14 protein-coding genes and 1 other RNA gene are annotated in these 18,056 nt (G+C 41.1%); 7 read left to right on the plus strand and 8 right to left on the minus strand.

The genetic code is table 11. The annotated features are described in order from the left end of the window. Positions 1–173 precede the first annotated feature (173 nt). Both L4F91_RS04775 and L4F91_RS04780 read left to right on the plus strand, forming a co-directional pair. Positions 174–608, plus strand: coding sequence for a carboxymuconolactone decarboxylase family protein (locus L4F91_RS04775; RefSeq protein ID WP_395897629.1), 435 nt, complete (start codon positions 174–176; stop codon positions 606–608). An 18-nt stretch (positions 609–626) separates the two neighbouring features. After that, positions 627–1,508, plus strand: coding sequence for an AraC family transcriptional regulator N-terminal domain-containing protein (locus tag L4F91_RS04780; protein ID WP_395897631.1), 882 nt, complete (start codon positions 627–629; stop codon positions 1,506–1,508). Positions 1,509–1,817: 309 nt separating this feature from the next. Here L4F91_RS04780 and L4F91_RS04785 read toward each other — a convergent pair whose 3' ends face one another. Next, positions 1,818–2,777, minus strand: coding sequence for an alpha/beta hydrolase family protein (locus tag L4F91_RS04785; protein ID WP_395897633.1), 960 nt, complete (start codon positions 2,775–2,777; stop codon positions 1,818–1,820). A gap of 611 nt (positions 2,778–3,388) precedes the next feature. On the opposite strand from L4F91_RS04785, the gene L4F91_RS04790 reads away from it, so the two are divergent. Then, positions 3,389–3,820: an organic hydroperoxide resistance protein gene (locus L4F91_RS04790; RefSeq protein ID WP_395897635.1), complete on the plus strand. Its 432-nt coding sequence runs from the start codon at positions 3,389–3,391 to the stop codon at positions 3,818–3,820. A gap of 214 nt (positions 3,821–4,034) precedes the next feature. Continuing rightward, a complete protein-coding gene (locus L4F91_RS04795; RefSeq protein ID WP_395897637.1) occupies positions 4,035–4,325 on the plus strand; it encodes a MarR family winged helix-turn-helix transcriptional regulator in 291 nt (96 codons plus the stop codon). Between the two features lie 113 nt (positions 4,326–4,438). On the opposite strand, the gene L4F91_RS04800 is transcribed toward L4F91_RS04795, so the two are convergent. Next, a complete protein-coding gene (locus L4F91_RS04800; protein WP_395897818.1) occupies positions 4,439–5,290 on the minus strand; it encodes an aldo/keto reductase in 852 nt (283 codons plus the stop codon). 157 nt (positions 5,291–5,447) lie between these two features. On the opposite strand from L4F91_RS04800, the gene L4F91_RS04805 reads away from it, so the two are divergent. Both L4F91_RS04805 and cdd read left to right on the plus strand, forming a co-directional pair. Then, positions 5,448–6,347, plus strand: a complete 900-nt coding sequence (locus L4F91_RS04805; RefSeq protein ID WP_395897639.1) for a LysR substrate-binding domain-containing protein — start codon at positions 5,448–5,450, stop codon at positions 6,345–6,347. A 242-nt stretch (positions 6,348–6,589) separates the two neighbouring features. Further along, positions 6,590–7,498, plus strand: a complete 909-nt coding sequence (cdd, locus tag L4F91_RS04810; protein WP_395897641.1) for a cytidine deaminase — start codon at positions 6,590–6,592, stop codon at positions 7,496–7,498. Between the two features lie 124 nt (positions 7,499–7,622). On the opposite strand, the gene L4F91_RS04815 is transcribed toward cdd, so the two are convergent. From L4F91_RS04815 to L4F91_RS04825, 3 genes are all read right to left on the minus strand, one after another. Further along, positions 7,623–9,020, minus strand: coding sequence for a TolC family protein (locus tag L4F91_RS04815; RefSeq protein WP_395897820.1), 1,398 nt, complete (start codon positions 9,018–9,020; stop codon positions 7,623–7,625). Positions 9,021–9,127: 107 nt separating this feature from the next. Continuing rightward, the gene (locus tag L4F91_RS04820; RefSeq protein ID WP_395897643.1) at positions 9,128–11,062 is read right to left on the minus strand and encodes a MacB family efflux pump subunit; all 1,935 of its coding nucleotides are present in this window, start codon (positions 11,060–11,062) and stop codon (positions 9,128–9,130) included. A 17-nt stretch (positions 11,063–11,079) separates the two neighbouring features. Next, positions 11,080–12,246, minus strand: a complete 1,167-nt coding sequence (locus L4F91_RS04825) for an efflux RND transporter periplasmic adaptor subunit (RefSeq protein ID WP_395897645.1) — start codon at positions 12,244–12,246, stop codon at positions 11,080–11,082. 237 nt (positions 12,247–12,483) lie between these two features. Here L4F91_RS04825 and glnS point away from each other — a divergent pair, with 237 nt between their 5' ends. Next, positions 12,484–14,142 (plus strand): glutamine--tRNA ligase, encoded by a 1,659-nt coding sequence (gene glnS / locus L4F91_RS04830; protein WP_395897647.1) that lies wholly within the window; start codon positions 12,484–12,486, stop codon positions 14,140–14,142. A 293-nt stretch (positions 14,143–14,435) separates the two neighbouring features. Here the strand turns inward: glnS and ssrA are convergent. The 3 genes from ssrA to pta all read right to left on the minus strand — a co-directional run bounded on the left by ssrA (position 14,436) and on the right by pta (position 18,048). Further along, positions 14,436–14,802: a transfer-messenger RNA gene (gene ssrA / locus L4F91_RS04835) on the minus strand. Between the two features lie 105 nt (positions 14,803–14,907). Further along, positions 14,908–15,543, minus strand: a complete 636-nt coding sequence (locus L4F91_RS04840) for a histone (protein WP_250350298.1) — start codon at positions 15,541–15,543, stop codon at positions 14,908–14,910. Positions 15,544–15,909: 366 nt separating this feature from the next. Further along, a complete protein-coding gene (pta, locus tag L4F91_RS04845; RefSeq protein WP_395897649.1) occupies positions 15,910–18,048 on the minus strand; it encodes a phosphate acetyltransferase in 2,139 nt (712 codons plus the stop codon). Positions 18,049–18,056 lie beyond the last annotated feature (8 nt).

Below are 18,056 nucleotides of genomic sequence, written 5' to 3' on the forward strand. Positions count from 1 at the left end.
AATGGTTAATAAAAAATCTTGAGCTATTTTAATCATCAAAAGCCTGATACCGATAACCCAATCCTCTTTAACTCTTGCCTAATTCTCTTAAAATAAATAAAAAATGAAAAAAAACACCCTAAAGCGTGATAAACTTACCTAATCCACTTGACTTAACAAAAAGAGAGATTTTTATGCGTAACAATTACTTCAAAACCGCCCCTGAGGTTGCCGCAGCCATGCTGGCATTGGAAAAAGCCAATGAACATTTGACGTTACCCCAAAACATCAAAGAATTGATTAAACTGCGTGCCTCACAAATCAACGGTTGTGCCTATTGCGTTGATATGCACTTTGCCGATATGGTCAAAATGGCAATGGATATACGCAAAATCAATGCCGTCTGCGTATGGCGTGAAACCCCGTTTTTTGATGAGCGTGAACGCATGGCGTTGTTATGGACAGAAACCTTGACTGAAGTATCTGTCAAGCACGCACCGATTGAGATTTACGAGCAAGTTGCCGCTCAATTCAACGAGCAAGAAATGGCGGAATTGACGCTTGCGATTGCAACCATCAATGCATGGAATCGTTTTGGCGTGGGCTTTGGTTTTGAGCCGAAAGCGTAATTTTTCAGGCTGCCTTATATGCAAAAACAACTTAATTTAATTGAACAATTATTAAGTTTTTTAAAAAAAGATGAAGTCCACGAACTCAAAGGCATCGGGCTGACCCTGTACCGCTGCGACACCCCCATCGAACGGATAAGCTATATTCAAGAGCCTTCCATCTGCTTTATCCTGCGTGGGCAAAAACGTGTCTTTTGGGGACAAAATCAACTGCAATACGGCGATGGACAATATATGTGCTATTCCGTCGATTTACCGCTTGTCGGACAAGTCTTGGGGGCAAGCGAAAGCTACCCCTATGTCGGCATTCAAATGAAACTTAACCCAACCATCATCTTGCAGCTCTTGATTGACCTTGCCCAAAACAATCAAAACCAAGACGAACAGCCAAGCATTGCGGTCGGTGAAATTGATGAACCCATGCTTGATGCCCTGATTCGGCTAACGCATTTGGCCTGCTGCCCCGATGATGCGGCGATTCTCGCCCCGCTGATTCAACGGGAACTGCATTACCGCCTCCTAAAAAGCCCGCTGGGCGATATGCTGCGGCAAATGGTTGCACTGGGCGGATGGGCACAGCGAATCAGTCAGGCGATAACCCATTTAAAACAGCATTTTGCCGAACCGCTGCACATTGAAAAACTGGCAGAACAAGTCAATATGAGCGTCCCAAGTTTTTACAAATACTTTCGCCAAATCACCGCCATCAGCCCACTGCAATACCAAAAATCGCTGCGTCTGACCGAAGCCCGCCGTCTGGTCAAACAAAACGGGCTCTCCTTAAGCGAAATCGCCCACCAAGTCGGCTATGAAAGCCCTTCCCAATTCAGTCGGGAATACGGGCGATATTTTGGCGTAAGCCCAAGCACCGAACGGGAACAAAAAGACAAAAGCCAATAAATCCATGGCTTACTAAAAATCATCATGGAAAGTAAAGACAGATTGATAGCGATAAAGCCCTTTTATAGTCATTCCAAATAAGCATGATACAGCGTTGCCAGCTCCCTTATGTACTACTTGTACACGGCGGTCGCTGTCGCCTTGTCTCATGCTTATTTGAAATAACTATAAAAAACCGATGGTATAAAGCGTTTAAGCTTTCATTTAATTGAGCAGAAAAAGCATTGAATGATTAAAGAAAAAACGGATAAAAAGGCTGCCTGAAAATCCTAAAACGTTCAGGCAGTCTTTTTATTTGATGTTTAGCGTTTATTTCATGTATTTATCGATAAACGGTAAGATTTTTTCAGGATAACGCCCAAAGTAGTTGTAGTCGTCTTTAAAGCGGTAAGGTGTGTTTTCAATCCACAGCAATTCTTTTTCTTTAGCACCCAATAAATCAAAGGTTTTTTGACCGTCTTCTGGGTTGCGTGTCCAAGCGTCATCTTTGACCTGCACAATCATGGTTGGCATTTTCACAGCGTGTGCCCATAAATGTGGGGTCATTTCTGCCATGGTGAAGCCGCCCATTTTCAGCAATTCCAAATCAATCAGCGGCTGATATTGATGCACGCCTTGCAGCTCTGAAAACGCATCGTAAATCGCCGCCATTGAGACCACCATTGGGCTGACCATACAGCGGACATTTTCAAACAATTCAGGGCGTTCCATAATCGCACGGTACTGTGAATTACCGCCCATACATTGGCTGTATAACGCCACTTTCATTTTAGAAAGTTCGGGGTGGGCATCGACAAATTCTTTCACGCCGACACAGTCCCGCCACTCCCAGTTGCCAATGCCGCATACGCCGCCGTTGGCTGCGGCACTGTTGCCGTGGTTGCGGATATCGTAAGTCAAAACGTTGTAGCCAGCATCGGTCAAGTGTTTGTATTGGATAACAAAATCAATCTCTACCGCATCAAAGCCCGCCCAAGGCAGACCAAAATGGCCAGGGAAACCTGCACGGCACATCGGCAAGGCGTGGTTAAAAATCACGAGTTTGTCGCTCATACCGCCTTTGGCTGGGATAAACCACGCTTCAAGCGGTGTGCCGTCATTAGACGGAATCACCCATTCTTCAAAAGGCATATCGTAAGCCGCTGGCGTTTTGAAAATAAAACTACGCAGCGGACGCACAATGCTTGCCAACCCTTTGACTTTTTCATGGTCTTCTGGTGAGATGGTTTTTTCTTGCTCAAGTGCCAAAGCGAGACGTTCGGCAGACATACAGTGTTATCAGTAATTTGCCCAAAACCTTGTGCCGTCCATACCTTGAGACGGGTCAATTGGTGGAGCTTTTGCCTCAATTGCCAAGAAAAAACTGGGATTGTTATCTCTACCGCCCCAAGCAAAAAGCCGAATCCAACCGCATTAAGCTGGTTTTTCATTTGCTGGCTGAAATTTTGCAGAAGCGGTTTGGGTGAAATGGTTTGGGGAAAAGGCGTGTTACTGACTCGGGCGGGTATTTTTATCCGATAAAATTGCTATCTAAAAGCGTATTTTTCAATCAGGCCGCCTGAAAGCGAAATGTAAGTTTTCAGGTGGTCTTTTTATTGGGAAAAGGGGATTAAAAGTGCGGTGGGAAATCTTCAAGTTTTTATCGTTGTTTTGTCTGTTTTTGGCTTTTATCTTTAAACCCTTTTTCTAATAACTCGGGTGAAAATGGGTATCCCAAAAATCACCATTTAAAAGCATTTGCCAAAAATCCCAAAATCTTCAGCCAGCCCCGAATTAGCAGGAAAAAGTTTTAAAAAATTATATTTTACGCAATTTAATTTTTAGCTATGATGTCTGCCATTAGAAGCAAAACTTTTTAACCTCCACATAAGGAACATAGCATGAAAATTTTTTATCACACTTCAGCCACGGCCACAGGCGGACGCGATGGACATACACAGGTTGATGACGGCTCTATCGGCTTTGACTTGGTCAGTTTTCAAAATCAAAGCGGCAAGGTCGGCACCAATCCCGAACAGCTTTTTGCCATGGGCTATGCCGCCTGTTTTGACAGTGCGATGAACCACGTTGCTCCGAGCTTAGGGCTTAAACCCACACAATCAAGCACCAAGGTTGCCGTTGGTATTGGGCAAAAAGAGGACGAGGCGTTTGGCTTGGATATTGACATCACGGTTACTGTTGAGGGCGTGAGCGTGGACGAGGCAAAAAAATGGATTCAAAAAGCCCACGAAGTTTGCCCTTATTCCAATGCCACCCGTGGCAATGTGCCTGTCCGCCTGCACGTTAAAGTGATTGAAACCTTTGATTTGTAAGAGGGCAAGCCGTTTTCAGGCGGTTATTTTTGATGATTCTATTGCACACCATTTTATGAATGAATATCACAGAGAGGCCGCCTGAAAATGTATGAACAGCTTAAATTAGACCATCAAATCTGTTTTCCGCTTTATGCCTTATCCAAAGAAATCACCCGCCGATACACGCCTTTTTTTTGCAAAACTGGATTTGACTTATCCGCAGTATCTGGTGATGCTGGTGCTGTGGGAGTGCGATGGTCAGACGGTGAATCAGATTGGGGCGAAATTGCATTTAGATAGCGGCACGCTCACGCCTTTGCTTAAACGCCTGCAAGCCAAAGAGCTGATAAAACGTGAACGCAGTCAAGAAGATGAACGTGTGGTGCAGGTTTTTCTCACGCCATCGGGCAAAGATTTGGCTGATGAAGCCTGCACTATCCCCGAGCAGATGGCACAGTGCTTAAATTTAGAGGCAAGTGAAGTGGCATTGTTGCGTAAAATTGTGGGAAAGCTAGCTGGCTAACTTCTTAATCTTACTGTTTTAGACGGTATTTTACCAAGAAAGGCGACCTGAAACTTCATTTTCGTTTTTAGGTCGCCTTTTGGCGTTTGCTTGCAGCTATTTTGAAACGCCGTTTACACCTCAAGTTTTCTGCCCGTCAGCCACGCCACCATGGCAGGGTCGCGGTGTGAGAAAAAGGCAGAGGTTTGGGTGTCAAGAGCGGTGATGGCAAGCATATCTTCTTGGCTTAGGGCAAAGTCAAAAATATTGCGGTTTTCTTGCATACGTTCTTGACGCACGGTCTTGGCAAGCGAGACGATTTCACGCTGATACAGCCAGCGAAGCACCACTTGTCCGACCGTTTTGCCGTATTTTTCGCCGATTTGCGTGAGTACAGGGTGGGTAAATAAGCCGTTTTTGCCTTCCGCAAAGGGCGCCCACGCTTCGGCAATCACGCCGTTCGTTTGCAGCCAAGGCACATCATGCAGCCGCTGGTGAAACGGATTGACTTCAATTTGATTAACCATCGGGGCAATGCGGTTAAACGCCATTAAATCCGCCACACGGTCGGGGTGGAAGTTACTCACGCCAATGGCTTTGATTTTGCCTGCTTCATACAGCTCTTCCATCGCCCGCCACGCCCCATGCACATCGCCATAAGGCTGATGAATCAAGTACAAATCCACATAGTCAAGCTGCAAGCGGTTTAAAGAGCGCTCAAATTGGGCTTTGGCACCGTCATAGCTTGCATCTTGCAGCCAAAGTTTGGTGGTGATGAAGAGTTCATCTCTTGCGATACCGCTTTGTTTGATGGCGTTGCCGACTTCGCGTTCGTTTTGGTAGCTGGCAGCGGTGTCTATCAGGCGGTAGCCCGATTCAATGGCACTGAGTACCGCTTGTTCGCATTCTTTGGCATCGTTCATTTGGAAAACACCAAAGCCGATTTTGGGCATAGATACGCCGTTTTTTAAGGTTAAAGTGTGCATCATGGTTTCCTTTTTTGTTTAATATCAATAATCAACAGGTTTATTATACCGCTTGCAAAAGGCTGTGATTAGCCCATCATTTCCGATATACTTTATCGAAAAATACGCATAATCAATTTTATTACCGTTTAATTTTCAAATAATCCACGGATAAAAAATGGAAAGTCTTGACCGCCTACATTTGTTCACCGCCATTATTGACGCGGGCAGTTTCACCAAAGCGGCTGCCCAGCTTGGCATCGCCCAATCGACCCTAAGTTACAGTCTAAAACAGTTAGAAACCTCGCTTGGCGTGCGGCTTGTGCAGCGTAACACGAGAAGCCTAGCTCTCACCGAAGCAGGGCAGCGGCTATACGATGAGCTAAAACCACTGCTGCGTGCCGTGCAAAACAGCACCGAACTGGTGCAGGAATTTGCCGATGAACCGCAAAGCCGTATTCGGCTGACGGGGTCGCCGCTCGTTTTTCGTTATCTTTTGCAAAAACCACTTGCCGCATTTCGCCATGCCTATCCTAACGTCTGCCTTGAGCTGCACAGCGATGTGCGGTTTACCGACATCATTCATGAACGCTTTGATGCAGGTATCCGCTTGGGCGGATTTTTGGCGAAAGATATGATTGCACGGCGAATCAGTCCTGATTTAACCATGGCGGTGGCGGCAAGCCCAAGCTATCTTGACCGCCACGGCACGCCCCAAACTGTAGACGAACTGCACAGCCACAGCTGCCTGCTTTACCGCCTGCCAAGCCTTGATAACCTGATGGCGTGGGAGTTTTGCGATAAAAACGGTCGCACTTTTTCCATCACCCCAAGCCAAAGCCCATTGATTACCAATGATTTTGACCTGCTTTTTGCCGCAGCTAAAGCAGGCGAAGGGCTGATTTGGCTGCCTGAATTTGTCTTAAAACAAGAAAGTCCGCAAGGTGAGCTGGTCGCCGTCCTCAAGGATGATGCGATGCGCTATGAAGGCTTTCACCTTTATTACTCAAGCCGCAGAGAAAGCCCAGTTTTTAATGCACTGGTGCAGATGCTTGTGGCGGCGGAAATTGGTAAATAGGCTTATATTCAATTCATTAGTCGATAGAAACCAAAATAGAAAATATGCATTTGAGCTGTTAGTAAAGTGCGGTCATTATTTTGTTTATTTTTTACTGATAGATGAATAGGTTAGCTAGATTTTATGCAATTAAAAATGGGATTTTTGAGCTAGCTCACAAAATTGATGCCTTTCGCAAGATCTTTATCGCATTCTACTTTATGATTCACAATGTTTTATCGTGATGTAAAGGAGAATGCGAAATGAATAATCATCTTCAACAACATATTTCAGAGAGAATTCGGCAATCACTTCCTGAGTTAAGTCATCCATCTTTGGCTTTAGATCTTTGGAATATCCTTGCAGAACAGCATTTTCAAGGCTTTCTCCCGTATTTTACGGTTAATCATTTATGTGAAAAATATCATCTGACCGCCAAACAATTGGCATTAGTCTTACTGCCTATTAGTGCGTGTTATGCAAATCCAACGATTTCTCATTTTAGCGTTGGGGCTGTTGTAATGGGGGAAAGTGGCAATCTCTATTTCGGTGCAAATCAAGAGTTTTGCACCACGCATATTCAGCAAACTATTCACGCAGAGCAAAGTGCCATTTCCCACGCTTGGATGCGAGGAGAGCGAAAATTAACGGACGTAACGGTAAACTATACACCTTGCGGACATTGTCGCCAGTTTATGAATGAATTAAACAGTGCTGAAACGTTGCATATTCACTTGCCTCATAGCCAAAATAATTTGCTACATCACTATTTGCCTGATTCTTTTGGTCCAAAAGATTTGGCTATTTCTTGTCGATTGTTTGATGAACATCATAATGGTTTAAGTTATAGCACAGAAGATCCTGTTATTTTGGCCGCTTTAAATGCCGCTAACCAAGCTCACGCCCCTTATTCGCAAAGCTATTCGGGGATTGCGATTCAGTTGCAAGATCATCAAATTTTCTGTGGAAGTTATGCAGAAAACGCTGCATTTAACCCCGCATTACCGGCAATGCAAGTGGCATTGAATTATTTGTTATTAAGTGGCGCAGAAACAGAAATGATCCAACGGGTTGTGATGGTGGAACAACCTCTCAATCTTTCTTATCGCAAAATGGCGGAAGAATTATTGGCTTATTTAGCTGATGTGCCGTTGGAGTATGTGGTTTTATAGTAATTTTAGTTTTACTAGGTTATGTTTTAGCCAGAAAGGAATATTTATTTTTACGATAAAAGTGCGGTTAACATTTTAATAGCCACTCAAACTTTAAAAGTTTTTACCGCACTTTTGTACTCAATTACAATTCTTCTGAAGAATAATATCCCCCCATTGCACTATAAACCGCATTTTCACTTTGAATAAGATTATATTTAGCGTTCAAAATAGAAAGCTCAGAATTACGCTCGGTGCTGGCGGCGTTTAGCCATTCTCTTAATTCAGAAATGCCTGCATCATAGCGATTTTTATAATATTGCGTGATACGTTTATTGTAATCATAAGTTTGTTTTAAGTTCGCAAAGTTTTGACGTGCTTGGCTGTAAGCAAAATAATTAGTATCAATATCGTTTAATGCTTTTGTAATACTTTGCTCAAAATTCACTAATGCTAAATCATAGGCTGATTCTGAAATTTTTACGTTCCATTTCACAACATTCCAGTTCAAGAATGGCAAGCTAATTCCGACCGTCCCACCTGCAATTGGTGTATTGAATGCATTATCAATTTTGTTTCCACTAGAACCTAAGCTACCGCCTAAAGTAATGCTTGGGAACCAGCTTTTTTGCATTGCTTTAGCGTCTTTGAACGCACTGTTCAAGCGGTATTGATAACCTTTTACATCTGGACGATTTGCAATCGCTGATAGGGGGACATTCAGGTTTACGCCCACATTCTTCACGTTAAGAATATGTGGATAGTTCACTTTTAATGGATCGCTTGGTTTTAAATTCAATAAGTTACGCAATGTCGCTTCCGCTGTTTTCTTTTGCGTTTGATAATTGATTAAGCTATTACGCGCTGTTAAAACCGCTTGTTGTGCTTGATCCGAACTTGCACGATCGGCAACCCCTTGGCGGAATTTATTTTGCATAATACGATTAATTTCGGAATAGTAATTAATGGTTTTATTCACGGTGCTGATGGCATCATTTAAGTAACCAAGCTGATAATAGGTTAAGATGACGGAATTGATTAATGAAATACGTGCCGCCTCAAGATCTTGCTCTGTCGCAGCGTGTCGCCATTCTGCTGCAGAAGCCGAATCAGCTAAACGACGCCATAAATCTAGCGTATAGCTGACGTTTAATGAGCCACCGTGAGAGATTGTTGAAACAGAACCGGTTTGTGGATTTGGGGCGCCCGTATTAATATTACGACTAGCAGAAGAAGAAACAGAACCGCTGAAATTCGGTACTAAATTCGCCCCAATTAAATTTGCATTATAAAGTGCGGTATTTACCGCAATGGCGGCTTTGGCTAAATCTTTATTATTGACCAGTGCTTGTTCAACTAGTTGATTGAGTTGCGGATCTTTGTACAGTGTCCACCAATTCTCTTGGATATGGTATTGTTTGGTTAATTCTTCATATTGTTGGAAATCTTGTTGTGAAGCGTTGTAAGAATCATCAAGATTCGCACAGCCAGCTAACAACACAGACAAGCCAATAGCAAGTGAGAGTTTGGATTGTTTTAACATCATTTTTTCCTTATTAAATAAATTCGTAATAAAATGTTAAGCAAATAAAGTGCGGTGTTATTTTACCGAGTTTTTATTTGCTTGATTGTTGAAATTTTATCAAAAAACTATTCCTGAGCTAAAGCGGTAATTGGATTTAATTGCGAAGCATTTTTCGCCGGCATATAACCAAAAATTACACCAATTAAGCTTGAACAGAGTAGGGCAGCAATAATTGAGAAGGTGGAAAAAATCATCGTAAAGTCTTTCACCAACCAATTAAATACGGTGCCTAATACCATTGATAGTATGACACCCGTAATGCCACCAATTAAACAAATCAATACCGCTTCAATTAAAAATTGTTGCAAGATGTTAAATTGTCTTGCGCCAATTGCCATTCGCACACCAATTTCTTTGGTGCGTTCGGTAACTGAAACCAGCATAATATTCATCACCCCAATGCCACCCACTACAAGGGAAATAATGGCAATGGAAGAAATCAACAATGTCATTGTATTTGTTGTTTTTTCAATAGTTTGTTTAATCGTATCGGTATTGAATACAAAAAAATCTTTTTTACCGTGACGCACAGTTAATAAGCGAGTGAGATCTTTTTCCGCCACTTTTGAACTAATTTCATCACGAATTTTCACTGTGATTGAGCTAATTTTTTTATTGCCTGAAATTTTGTTCATCGCCGTTGTGTAAGGGATATAAATATTCAAGCTAGAATTGTTTGTTCCTATATTATTGTTAGTTGCTATCCCAATGATACGCAATGGTTTTTTATTAATCATCAAAATTTTACCTAGTGGATTTTGATCGTTGAACACTTCGCGTAACGTGTTCTCATCAATGACAGCCACTTGCTCGCTGTGTTTTACCGCATCCGCTGTAAAGAATACCCCTTCTGCTTTGCTTAACCCTCGCACATTAAAATATTGTTCTCCTACACCGCGTACTTGAGCGGTAAAACTTTGATTGCCATAAGTTAAGGTGCCATTCACGGAACTGTTTGGTGTTACACTGGCAATATAACTTTGCTTGGCGAGCATATTAGCGTCTGCCACAGTGAGATTTTGATTTTTCACCGCGCGCCGATCGCCAAAGCCCGTTCCGTTATAAATATCCATGGTATTCGTCCCTATTGCATTGATATTGCTTAGGATTTTTTGTTGTGAACCATTGCCTAAGGCGACCACACAAACCACCGAAGTAATACCAATAATAATCCCTAACATAGTGAGTAAGGAACGTAGTTTATGTGCCACAATGGCTTTAATAGACATTTTGAAAGATTCAATAAATTGATCTTTATAAAATTGCAATCGGCTTTTATTGCTTTGCGGTGCGATGTCTTGCTTTTGGCTAATTTGCTCCGATTTGCGTCGATCTTCAATAATTTTGCCGTCTTTGATCTCAATAATGCGATTTGCAAAATTTGCCACGTTTTTATCGTGTGTTACCAAAATAATGGTGTGACCTTCGCTGTGTAGCTGGGTGAGAATATCCATCACCGTTTCGCCACTTTTGCTGTCTAATGCGCCAGTGGGTTCATCAGCCAGAATAATTTCTCCCCCGTTCATCAAGGCACGAGCAATACTCACACGTTGTTGTTGACCACCCGAAAGCTGATTTGGCTTGTTTTCTAAGCGATCACCCAATCCTAATTTTTCTAATAAGAGCTTGGCTCGTTGTAGGCGAGTAGGTTGATCAATACCTGCATAAATCGCAGGAAGCGCCACATTTTCCACCGCACTTAATGTTGAAAGTAGGTTATAGCGCTGAAAAATAAAGCCGAATTTTTTCTGGCGTAAATCAGAAAGTTGATCACGATTTAGCTGGCTTACTTCTAACCCCTCTACTTTATAAGAACCTGATGTTGCGGTATCCAGACAACCAATAATGTTCATTAAGGTGGATTTGCCAGAACCTGATTGCCCAATAATGGCAATAAAATCCCCTTTTTTAATATCCAAATTAATATCTTTCAACACCTGCGTGCGGTTCTCACCTTCACCAAAAAATTTGTTAATGTGGCTTAATTCAATAATATTCATAAAAAAACCACCGCACTTTATAAAATTCGAGGACCACGGAATGAATTACCTACTTTTTCATCGCGGGTTACTTGTGAGGAAATCACTTTTTCGCCTTCTGATAAGCCACTTAGAATTTGCGTATTCATATCATCACTTAACCCTGTAACAACTTTGCGTTTTTCTACTTTATTATTATCTATTAATAGATTAACAAAGGTTTCTTTTCCTTCTTTGTGTAACGTAATTGTCGGAATAAGCAAGGTATTTTGTTCATCGGCAATGATGATCGTATTTTGTGTGGTCATTCCAATGCGTAGCTGGTTATCAGGATTATCTACCAGTACATTCGCATAGTAATAAACAGCGCTGGTATCTGACGCACTTTCTTTATATTCATTATCCGTGAGCGTGGTGATGGCAGGATCAACAGAATGAATGGTGGATTGATACACTTTATCTGGATCGGAAAGGGTAGTGAACTCCACTTTCATTCCAGCTTTTACTTTTGTAATATCCCCTTCAGAAATTTCGGGCTTAATTAAAATTTTAGTTAAATCAGCGACTTGAACAATAGTTGGGGTAGTTTGATTCGCATTGACTGTTTGACCTTCGGAGACAGGAATGGAAATGACTGTGCCATCAAGAGGTGAAAGAATTTTTGTGTATGCCAAGTTTGTTTTAGCCGTATCCACCTGAATTTCAGCACGTTGAATGGAGGCTTCCACTTCAGAAATTGCCGCCTTAGTGGCAGATAAATTATTCTTTGCCGCATTCAGTTCATCTAAGGACGTTGATTTACTTGCATATAATTTCGCAAGACGATCATAGGCCGATTTGGCCACATTGTAAGCCACTTGCTTGGCGTTAAGTTGAGCTTGATAAGCCTTTAATTCCGCTTGTGCTGAATTTAACGCATTCACTTGATTTTTTGAGTCAATTTCTGCGATTAAATCGCCTTGCTTGATGTGCTGTCCTAGTACAACGTGAATTTTTTCAATTTTACCTGAGGCCTGCGCACCGACTTCTACACGATTATAGGCTCGTACCGTGCCAGCAGTAATGACAGATTTTTTTATCTCACCACGATGCACCTGTTCGGTTAAATAGGTGGTTTCTTGTTGATTAGAATGGGTGAAATAACTATAAACACCAAATACCACTAGCCCAATGGCAAGCAGGGAGAAAATCGTTTTTTTACGCATAAAAACTCCGAGAAAAATAATAATCGTTTTGCTTTATTCAGTGATTATAATAGAAAATCTTCCTTAAGAAGAGCTTAAGGGAAATTAATTTATGCTGAATGAACGTTCGTTCATTTTTTAGGGGTGGATTGTATCATTTATGCAAGGAAAATCAACCGCACTTTTGAATTCTGCCTGTAAACATAGTAGAATGGACGGCAATTTTTTTACAAAAATCGAGAATATTTTGAGGTCAAAATGAGCCATATTACACAGAACGAACATCAACCTACCAATTTTATTCGTCATATTATTGATGAAGATTTGGAAGCAGGAAAAGTAAACCACGTTTATACCCGTTTCCCGCCGGAACCAAATGGCTATTTACATATTGGTCACGCAAAATCTATCTGTTTAAATTTTGGTATTGCAGAAGATTACAAAGGTTTGTGTAACCTGCGTTTTGACGATACCAACCCGGTTAAAGAAGATGTGGAATATGTGGATTCGATTAAACAGGATGTAGAATGGCTTGGTTTTCATTGGGAAGGTAAAGCACGTTATGCCTCCGATTATTTTGATGCGCTTTATGGTTATGCCATTGAACTGATCGAAAAGGGACTTGCTTACGTTGATGAACTTTCACCAGAGCAAATGCGTGAATATCGTGGCACACTGACCGAACCGGGTAAAAACAGTCCTTATCGTGATCGTAGCGTGGAAGAAAATTTAGCTTTATTTGAGAAAATGAAAAATGGCGAATTTGCTGAAGGAAAAGCAAGTTTGCGAGCTAAAATTGATATGGCATCGCCATTTATGGTAATGCGTGATCCCGTGTTATACCGCATTAAATTTGCTGAACATCACAATACTGGGAACAAATGGTGCATTTACCCAATGTATGACTTCACTCATTGTATTTCCGATGCGATTGAAGGCATTACGCATTCATTATGTACATTGGAATTCCAAGATAACCGCCGTTTATACGATTGGGTGCTTGAGCATATTTCTATTAAACGCCCATTGCCACATCAATATGAATTTTCTCGTTTAAATTTAGAATACACGCTGACATCTAAACGTAAATTATTAAAATTAGTAGAAGATGAAGTGGTTGATGGTTGGAACGATCCGCGTATGCCGACCATTTCAGGTTTACGTCGCCGTGGCTACACTCCTGCTTCAATCCGTGAATTTTGCCGCCGTATTGGGGTAACCAAGCAAGATAACGTGGTAGAATTTAGTGCGTTAGAATCTTGTATTCGTGATGATCTCAACCAAAATGCACCGCGTGCAATGGCAGTGATTAATCCATTAAAACTTGTCATTGAGAACTTTGATGGGCAAGAAATGCTTTCAGCGCCAAATCACCCAAATCGTGAAGAATTAGGCCATCGCCAACTGCCATTTACCAAAGAAATTTATATTGATCAAGCGGATTTCCGTGAAGAAGCAAATAAACAATATAAACGTTTGGTATTAGGCAAAGAAGTGCGTTTGCGTAATGCTTATGTGATTAAGGCTGAGCGTGTAGAAAAAGATGCTGAAGGCAATATCACTACCGTGTATTGTACTTATGATCCTGAAACTTTAGGCAAAAATCCTGCCGATGGACGTAAAGTAAAAGGCGTGATTCATTGGGTTTCTGCCACCGACAATGTACCAGCTGAATTTCGTTTATACGACAAATTATTCACCGTGCCAAACCCAAGTGCAGCGGAAGAACTTTATGAAGTGCTAAATCCAAATTCTTTGGTGGTAAAACACGGTTTTGTAGAAAAAAGTTTAGCTAACGCAAAAGAAGAAAAAGCGTATCAATTTGAGCGTGAAGGCTATTTCTGCGCCGATAGCAAAGACAGCCACCCAGAACACCTGATTTTCAACTTAACCGTAAGTTTGAAAGAAGGGTTCTAGTTTTTCCTTGAAAAAAATAAGTGCGGTAGAAATTTGAGCAGAATTTCTACCGTTTTTTTATGGTAGATTTTTTTATTAAGGGATGAGCCTAACTTAGCAGTCTCTTTATAACGGAATTTAAGATGATTCTGTTTTTTACAAAATTTACATTATTCTTATCGAGATAAAAATGAATAGGAAGTAAAAAGGAGTAACAAGTAGATAAGGCTAGTAGCTTTAGAGGATCATCAAAATAAACATTGATGACAGCTCTCTTAATTTTAATAAATCATTATCTTTGAGGGAATCAAATTTGGTGGAGCTGGGGGGAGTTGAACCCCCGTCCGAAATTACTCTACCTTCAGTACTACACGTTTAGTCTGGTCTTTAATTTCACTTAATCACTGCGGACAGACACGCGATAACTAAGCTAGCTTGATTCAATTTAACGCTTCGATCCTCAAGCGGAGGCGTCCACGCGATCTCGTTTGGGTTTGACTCCTCTTGATCCCCGTCTTACGAGCGGAAGCTAGGGAGAGAAGGCTATGAGCAGGTTATTAAGCTGCTAAAGCGTATTGTTCGTCGTTTGCGACTATTTTTTTGCGGTTTATTTACGAGGCCAACCGCACCTCGACGTGCACCTTGGGCTTCGCTAATCCCGTCGAATCCAGAATCAGCCCCAAAATTTTGTTAATTCTATCAAGGAATTGATTGAATTTAAAGAGAAATAAAATAAAAAGGCTAGAAATATACTAGCCTTTTCTAGTTATCACTGATATTACTAAATTATTTAGTTAAACTTTCAATTTTTTCAACTGCGGCGTCTTTCGCTTCAGTTACTTTTTCTACTGCAGCATCTTTTGCTTCTACCGCACTATCTTTAACCGCTGCGGCTTTGTCCATTGCAGCATCTTTTACTTCAGCTGCTTTTTGTGCTGCTGAATCAACTACTGAACTTGCTTTTTCTACTGCGGCATCTTTTGCTTCTACGGCAGCATCTTTTACATCTGCCGCTTTTTCTGCTACTGCATCTTTAGCGCCAGTTACTTTTTCTACTGCTGCGTCTTTCATTTCAGCTGCTTTTTGGGTAGCCGCATCAGCCATAGAAGTTACTTTATCAGCCGCTGTATCTTTCATTTCAGTCACTTTTTGTGTTGCTGCGTCAGCCATTGAGCTTGCTTTTTCAGTAATTGCATCTTTAGCTTCAGTAATTTTTGATACTGCAGTGTCTTTTACATCTTTTGCAGCTTCAACTGCTGCATCTTTAACATCTGATGCTGCTTGAGCTACAGCGTCTTTTGCTTCAGAAACGCTTGATTTTGCATTTTCAACTTGTGCTGAAACTTTGCTTTCTTTATCGAAACAGCCAGTTACAGTTAAAGTTGCACCTAATACTAATGCGGCTAATAATGATTTTTTCATTTTTACTCCTAAATAAATAATTCAATAATGAGATACAAACCCCACGTTTGCGGTGCATAGTCTGTAACAAAAACGTGGAAAAATAAACTACTATTTACATTTTTTTACGTATTAATTTTAACAATGTTTAAGGTAATGCTTTTAACTTATTGAAATTAAATAAAAAGATATTTTTTAAATAATAGATTGTTATTTTATGTAAAGAATGGAACTTTTACGAATGATGAATTTTATAGCTTAATGTGGTTGTTTTCTCATCATTATGCGTTTTAGACAGAAAATTTTGATGTAAAAAATCTGCACTTAACGCTTATTTTAAGGTTAAAGTGCAGATTTAAAGTGCGGTCAATTTTTTCTTAGTTTTTGTTATTGCGTAGCTTGAATTGCTGTTAATGCGATAGTGTACACAATATCATCGACTAATGCACCGCGAGAAAGGTCGTTTACTGGTTTACGCATACCTTGTAGCATCGGACCAATAGAAACGAGATCCGCAGAGCGTTGTACCGCTTTATAGGTGGTGTTACCAGTATTTAGATCAGGGAATACGAATACTGTCGCTTTACCTGCAACTGGTGAGTTTGGTGCTTTAGAACGCGCTACATCTTCCATAATTGCCGCATCATATTGTAATGGACCATCAATAATAAGATCAGGGCGTTTTTCTTGAGCAAGACGTGTTGCTTCTTTCACTTTTTCTACATCTGCACCACTACCAGATGTGCCTGTAGAGTAGGAGATCATTGCCACTTTCGGATCTATACCAAAGGCTTTCGCAGAATCGGCGGACTGAATTGCAATTTCGGCAAGCTGTTCTGCGGTTGGATCTGGGTTTACTGCACAGTCACCATAAACAAGCACTTGATCTGGTAATAGCATAAAGAAGATGGAAGAAACAATAGAATTACCCGGTGCGGTTTTGATAATTTGCATTGGTGGACGAATGGTATTTGCTGTGGTGTGTACTGCACCTGAAACCAGACCATCTACTTCATTTGCTTCTAACATCATGGTACCAAGTACGACGGTATCTTCTAGCTGTTCACGTGCGAGAGCTTCAGTCATTCCTTTGTTTTTACGCAATTCGACTAAACGTGCTACATAGTTTTCACGTACGCTCGCAGGATCAATGATTGTGATACCTTTGCCTAATTGTACACCTTGGGCTTCAGCAACACGCTGAACGTCAGCTGGGGTAGCTAAAAGTACACATTCTGCAATACCACGTTCTGCACAAAGTGCAGCCGCTTTGATTGTGCGTGGCTCATCCCCTTCAGGCAAGACAATACGTTTTTTCGCTTGACGTGCTAATTCGGTTAATTGGAAACGGAAAGCCGGTGGCGATAAACGACGTTGGCGAGAAGATTCGGCCACAATTGAATTGACAAATTCAGTATCAAATTGTTGGCTTGTGTATTGTTTAATGCTTTCAATACGTTCTTTATCATCCACAGGTACTTCAAGGTTGAAACTTTGTAATGCAAGGGCAGTTTGCCAAGTATTGCCTTCAATACGGAAAATTGGCAATCCTGTGCTTTCAAAAACAGGTTGGCAAAGTTTTTTAATTTGGCTATCTAGTTTGTATCCACCAGTTAAAAGCAAGCCACCTAATTCAATACCGCTGCTTGCAGCAAGGGCGGCGGCAACTAGCACATCAGGGCGATCAGCTGAAGTGACTAACAAGCTACCATTACGGAAGTGTTCAACCATATTAGGTAAGCTTCTTGCACAGAAAGTAATGCTACGAATACGGCGAGTCTGGATTTCCCCTTCATTGATAATGGCTGCACCTAAATGTTTTACCAAATCAATGACACGGGTAGCAATAAGTTCTGCATTCCAAGGAATACAAGCGAGTATTTTGATTGGGCTTTTTTCAAATAAGTTATATACTTCAGCCACGTTGCTATGGCTATGTTGATAAGCATCAAAAATTTCACTTAAATCAGGGCGAGTACGACCAGATTCATCAATTGGTGCATTAAATTTGTTAATGACGACACCCAATAAGTTTTTGTTATTTTTACCCCCAAATTGTGAAGCAGCGGCTTCTACACGCTCTTTAAGCTGAGCTGGCGTTTCTGTTGAAGGGGCAGCCACAAGAATGATTTCTGCATCTAAGGCTTGGGCAATTTCATAGTTAATGCTGTTTGCATAGCTATGTTTACGTGTTGGAATCAATCCTTCAACAATGATAATTTCATTGTTTTTAGCTAATTGTTGATGATTTTCAACAATTTTTTCTAATAAAACATCAGATTGATTTTGACCAATCAAGCTTTCCGCTACGCTCAGCATAAACGGCTCAGCAGTTTCAATAGAGGTGCTAGTACGAACGATAGAGGTGCTGCGATCGAGTTTATCTTCGCCAGTATTTGGTTGTGAAATTGGTTTCATAAAACCAATTTTTGCGCCTTTTTCTTCAAGTGAACGAATTAAACCAAGGCTAACACTGGTTAAACCAACGCCAGCACTAACCGGAATAAGAATAATTGTGCGAGACATAATAAACC

The sequence above is a fragment of the Avibacterium sp. 20-126 genome (assembly GCF_044358625.1).
In the GTDB taxonomy this organism is placed as follows: Bacteria; Pseudomonadota; Gammaproteobacteria; order Enterobacterales; family Pasteurellaceae; genus Avibacterium.

What these genes read in the sequence shown, in the direction of transcription:
- L4F91_RS04775 (WP_395897629.1), top strand. Translation starts at nt 174, where the DNA reads ATGCGTAACAATTACTTCAAAACCGCCCCTGAGGTTGCCGCAGCCATG.
- L4F91_RS04780 (WP_395897631.1), top strand. Translation starts at nt 627, where the DNA reads ATGCAAAAACAACTTAATTTAATTGAACAATTATTAAGTTTTTTAAAA.
- L4F91_RS04785 (WP_395897633.1), bottom strand. Translation starts at nt 2,777, where the DNA reads ATGTCTGCCGAACGTCTCGCTTTGGCACTTGAGCAAGAAAAAACCATC.
- L4F91_RS04790 (WP_395897635.1), top strand. Translation starts at nt 3,389, where the DNA reads ATGAAAATTTTTTATCACACTTCAGCCACGGCCACAGGCGGACGCGAT.
- L4F91_RS04795 (WP_395897637.1), top strand. Translation starts at nt 4,035, where the DNA reads ATGCTGGTGCTGTGGGAGTGCGATGGTCAGACGGTGAATCAGATTGGG.
- L4F91_RS04800 (WP_395897818.1), bottom strand. Translation starts at nt 5,290, where the DNA reads ATGCACACTTTAACCTTAAAAAACGGCGTATCTATGCCCAAAATCGGC.
- L4F91_RS04805 (WP_395897639.1), top strand. Translation starts at nt 5,448, where the DNA reads ATGGAAAGTCTTGACCGCCTACATTTGTTCACCGCCATTATTGACGCG.
- cdd (WP_395897641.1), top strand. Translation starts at nt 6,590, where the DNA reads ATGAATAATCATCTTCAACAACATATTTCAGAGAGAATTCGGCAATCA.
- L4F91_RS04815 (WP_395897820.1), bottom strand. Translation starts at nt 9,020, where the DNA reads ATGTTAAAACAATCCAAACTCTCACTTGCTATTGGCTTGTCTGTGTTG.
- L4F91_RS04820 (WP_395897643.1), bottom strand. Translation starts at nt 11,062, where the DNA reads ATGAATATTATTGAATTAAGCCACATTAACAAATTTTTTGGTGAAGGT.
- L4F91_RS04825 (WP_395897645.1), bottom strand. Translation starts at nt 12,246, where the DNA reads ATGCGTAAAAAAACGATTTTCTCCCTGCTTGCCATTGGGCTAGTGGTA.
- glnS (WP_395897647.1), top strand. Translation starts at nt 12,484, where the DNA reads ATGAGCCATATTACACAGAACGAACATCAACCTACCAATTTTATTCGT.
- L4F91_RS04840 (WP_250350298.1), bottom strand. Translation starts at nt 15,543, where the DNA reads ATGAAAAAATCATTATTAGCCGCATTAGTATTAGGTGCAACTTTAACT.
- pta (WP_395897649.1), bottom strand. Translation starts at nt 18,048, where the DNA reads ATGTCTCGCACAATTATTCTTATTCCGGTTAGTGCTGGCGTTGGTTTA.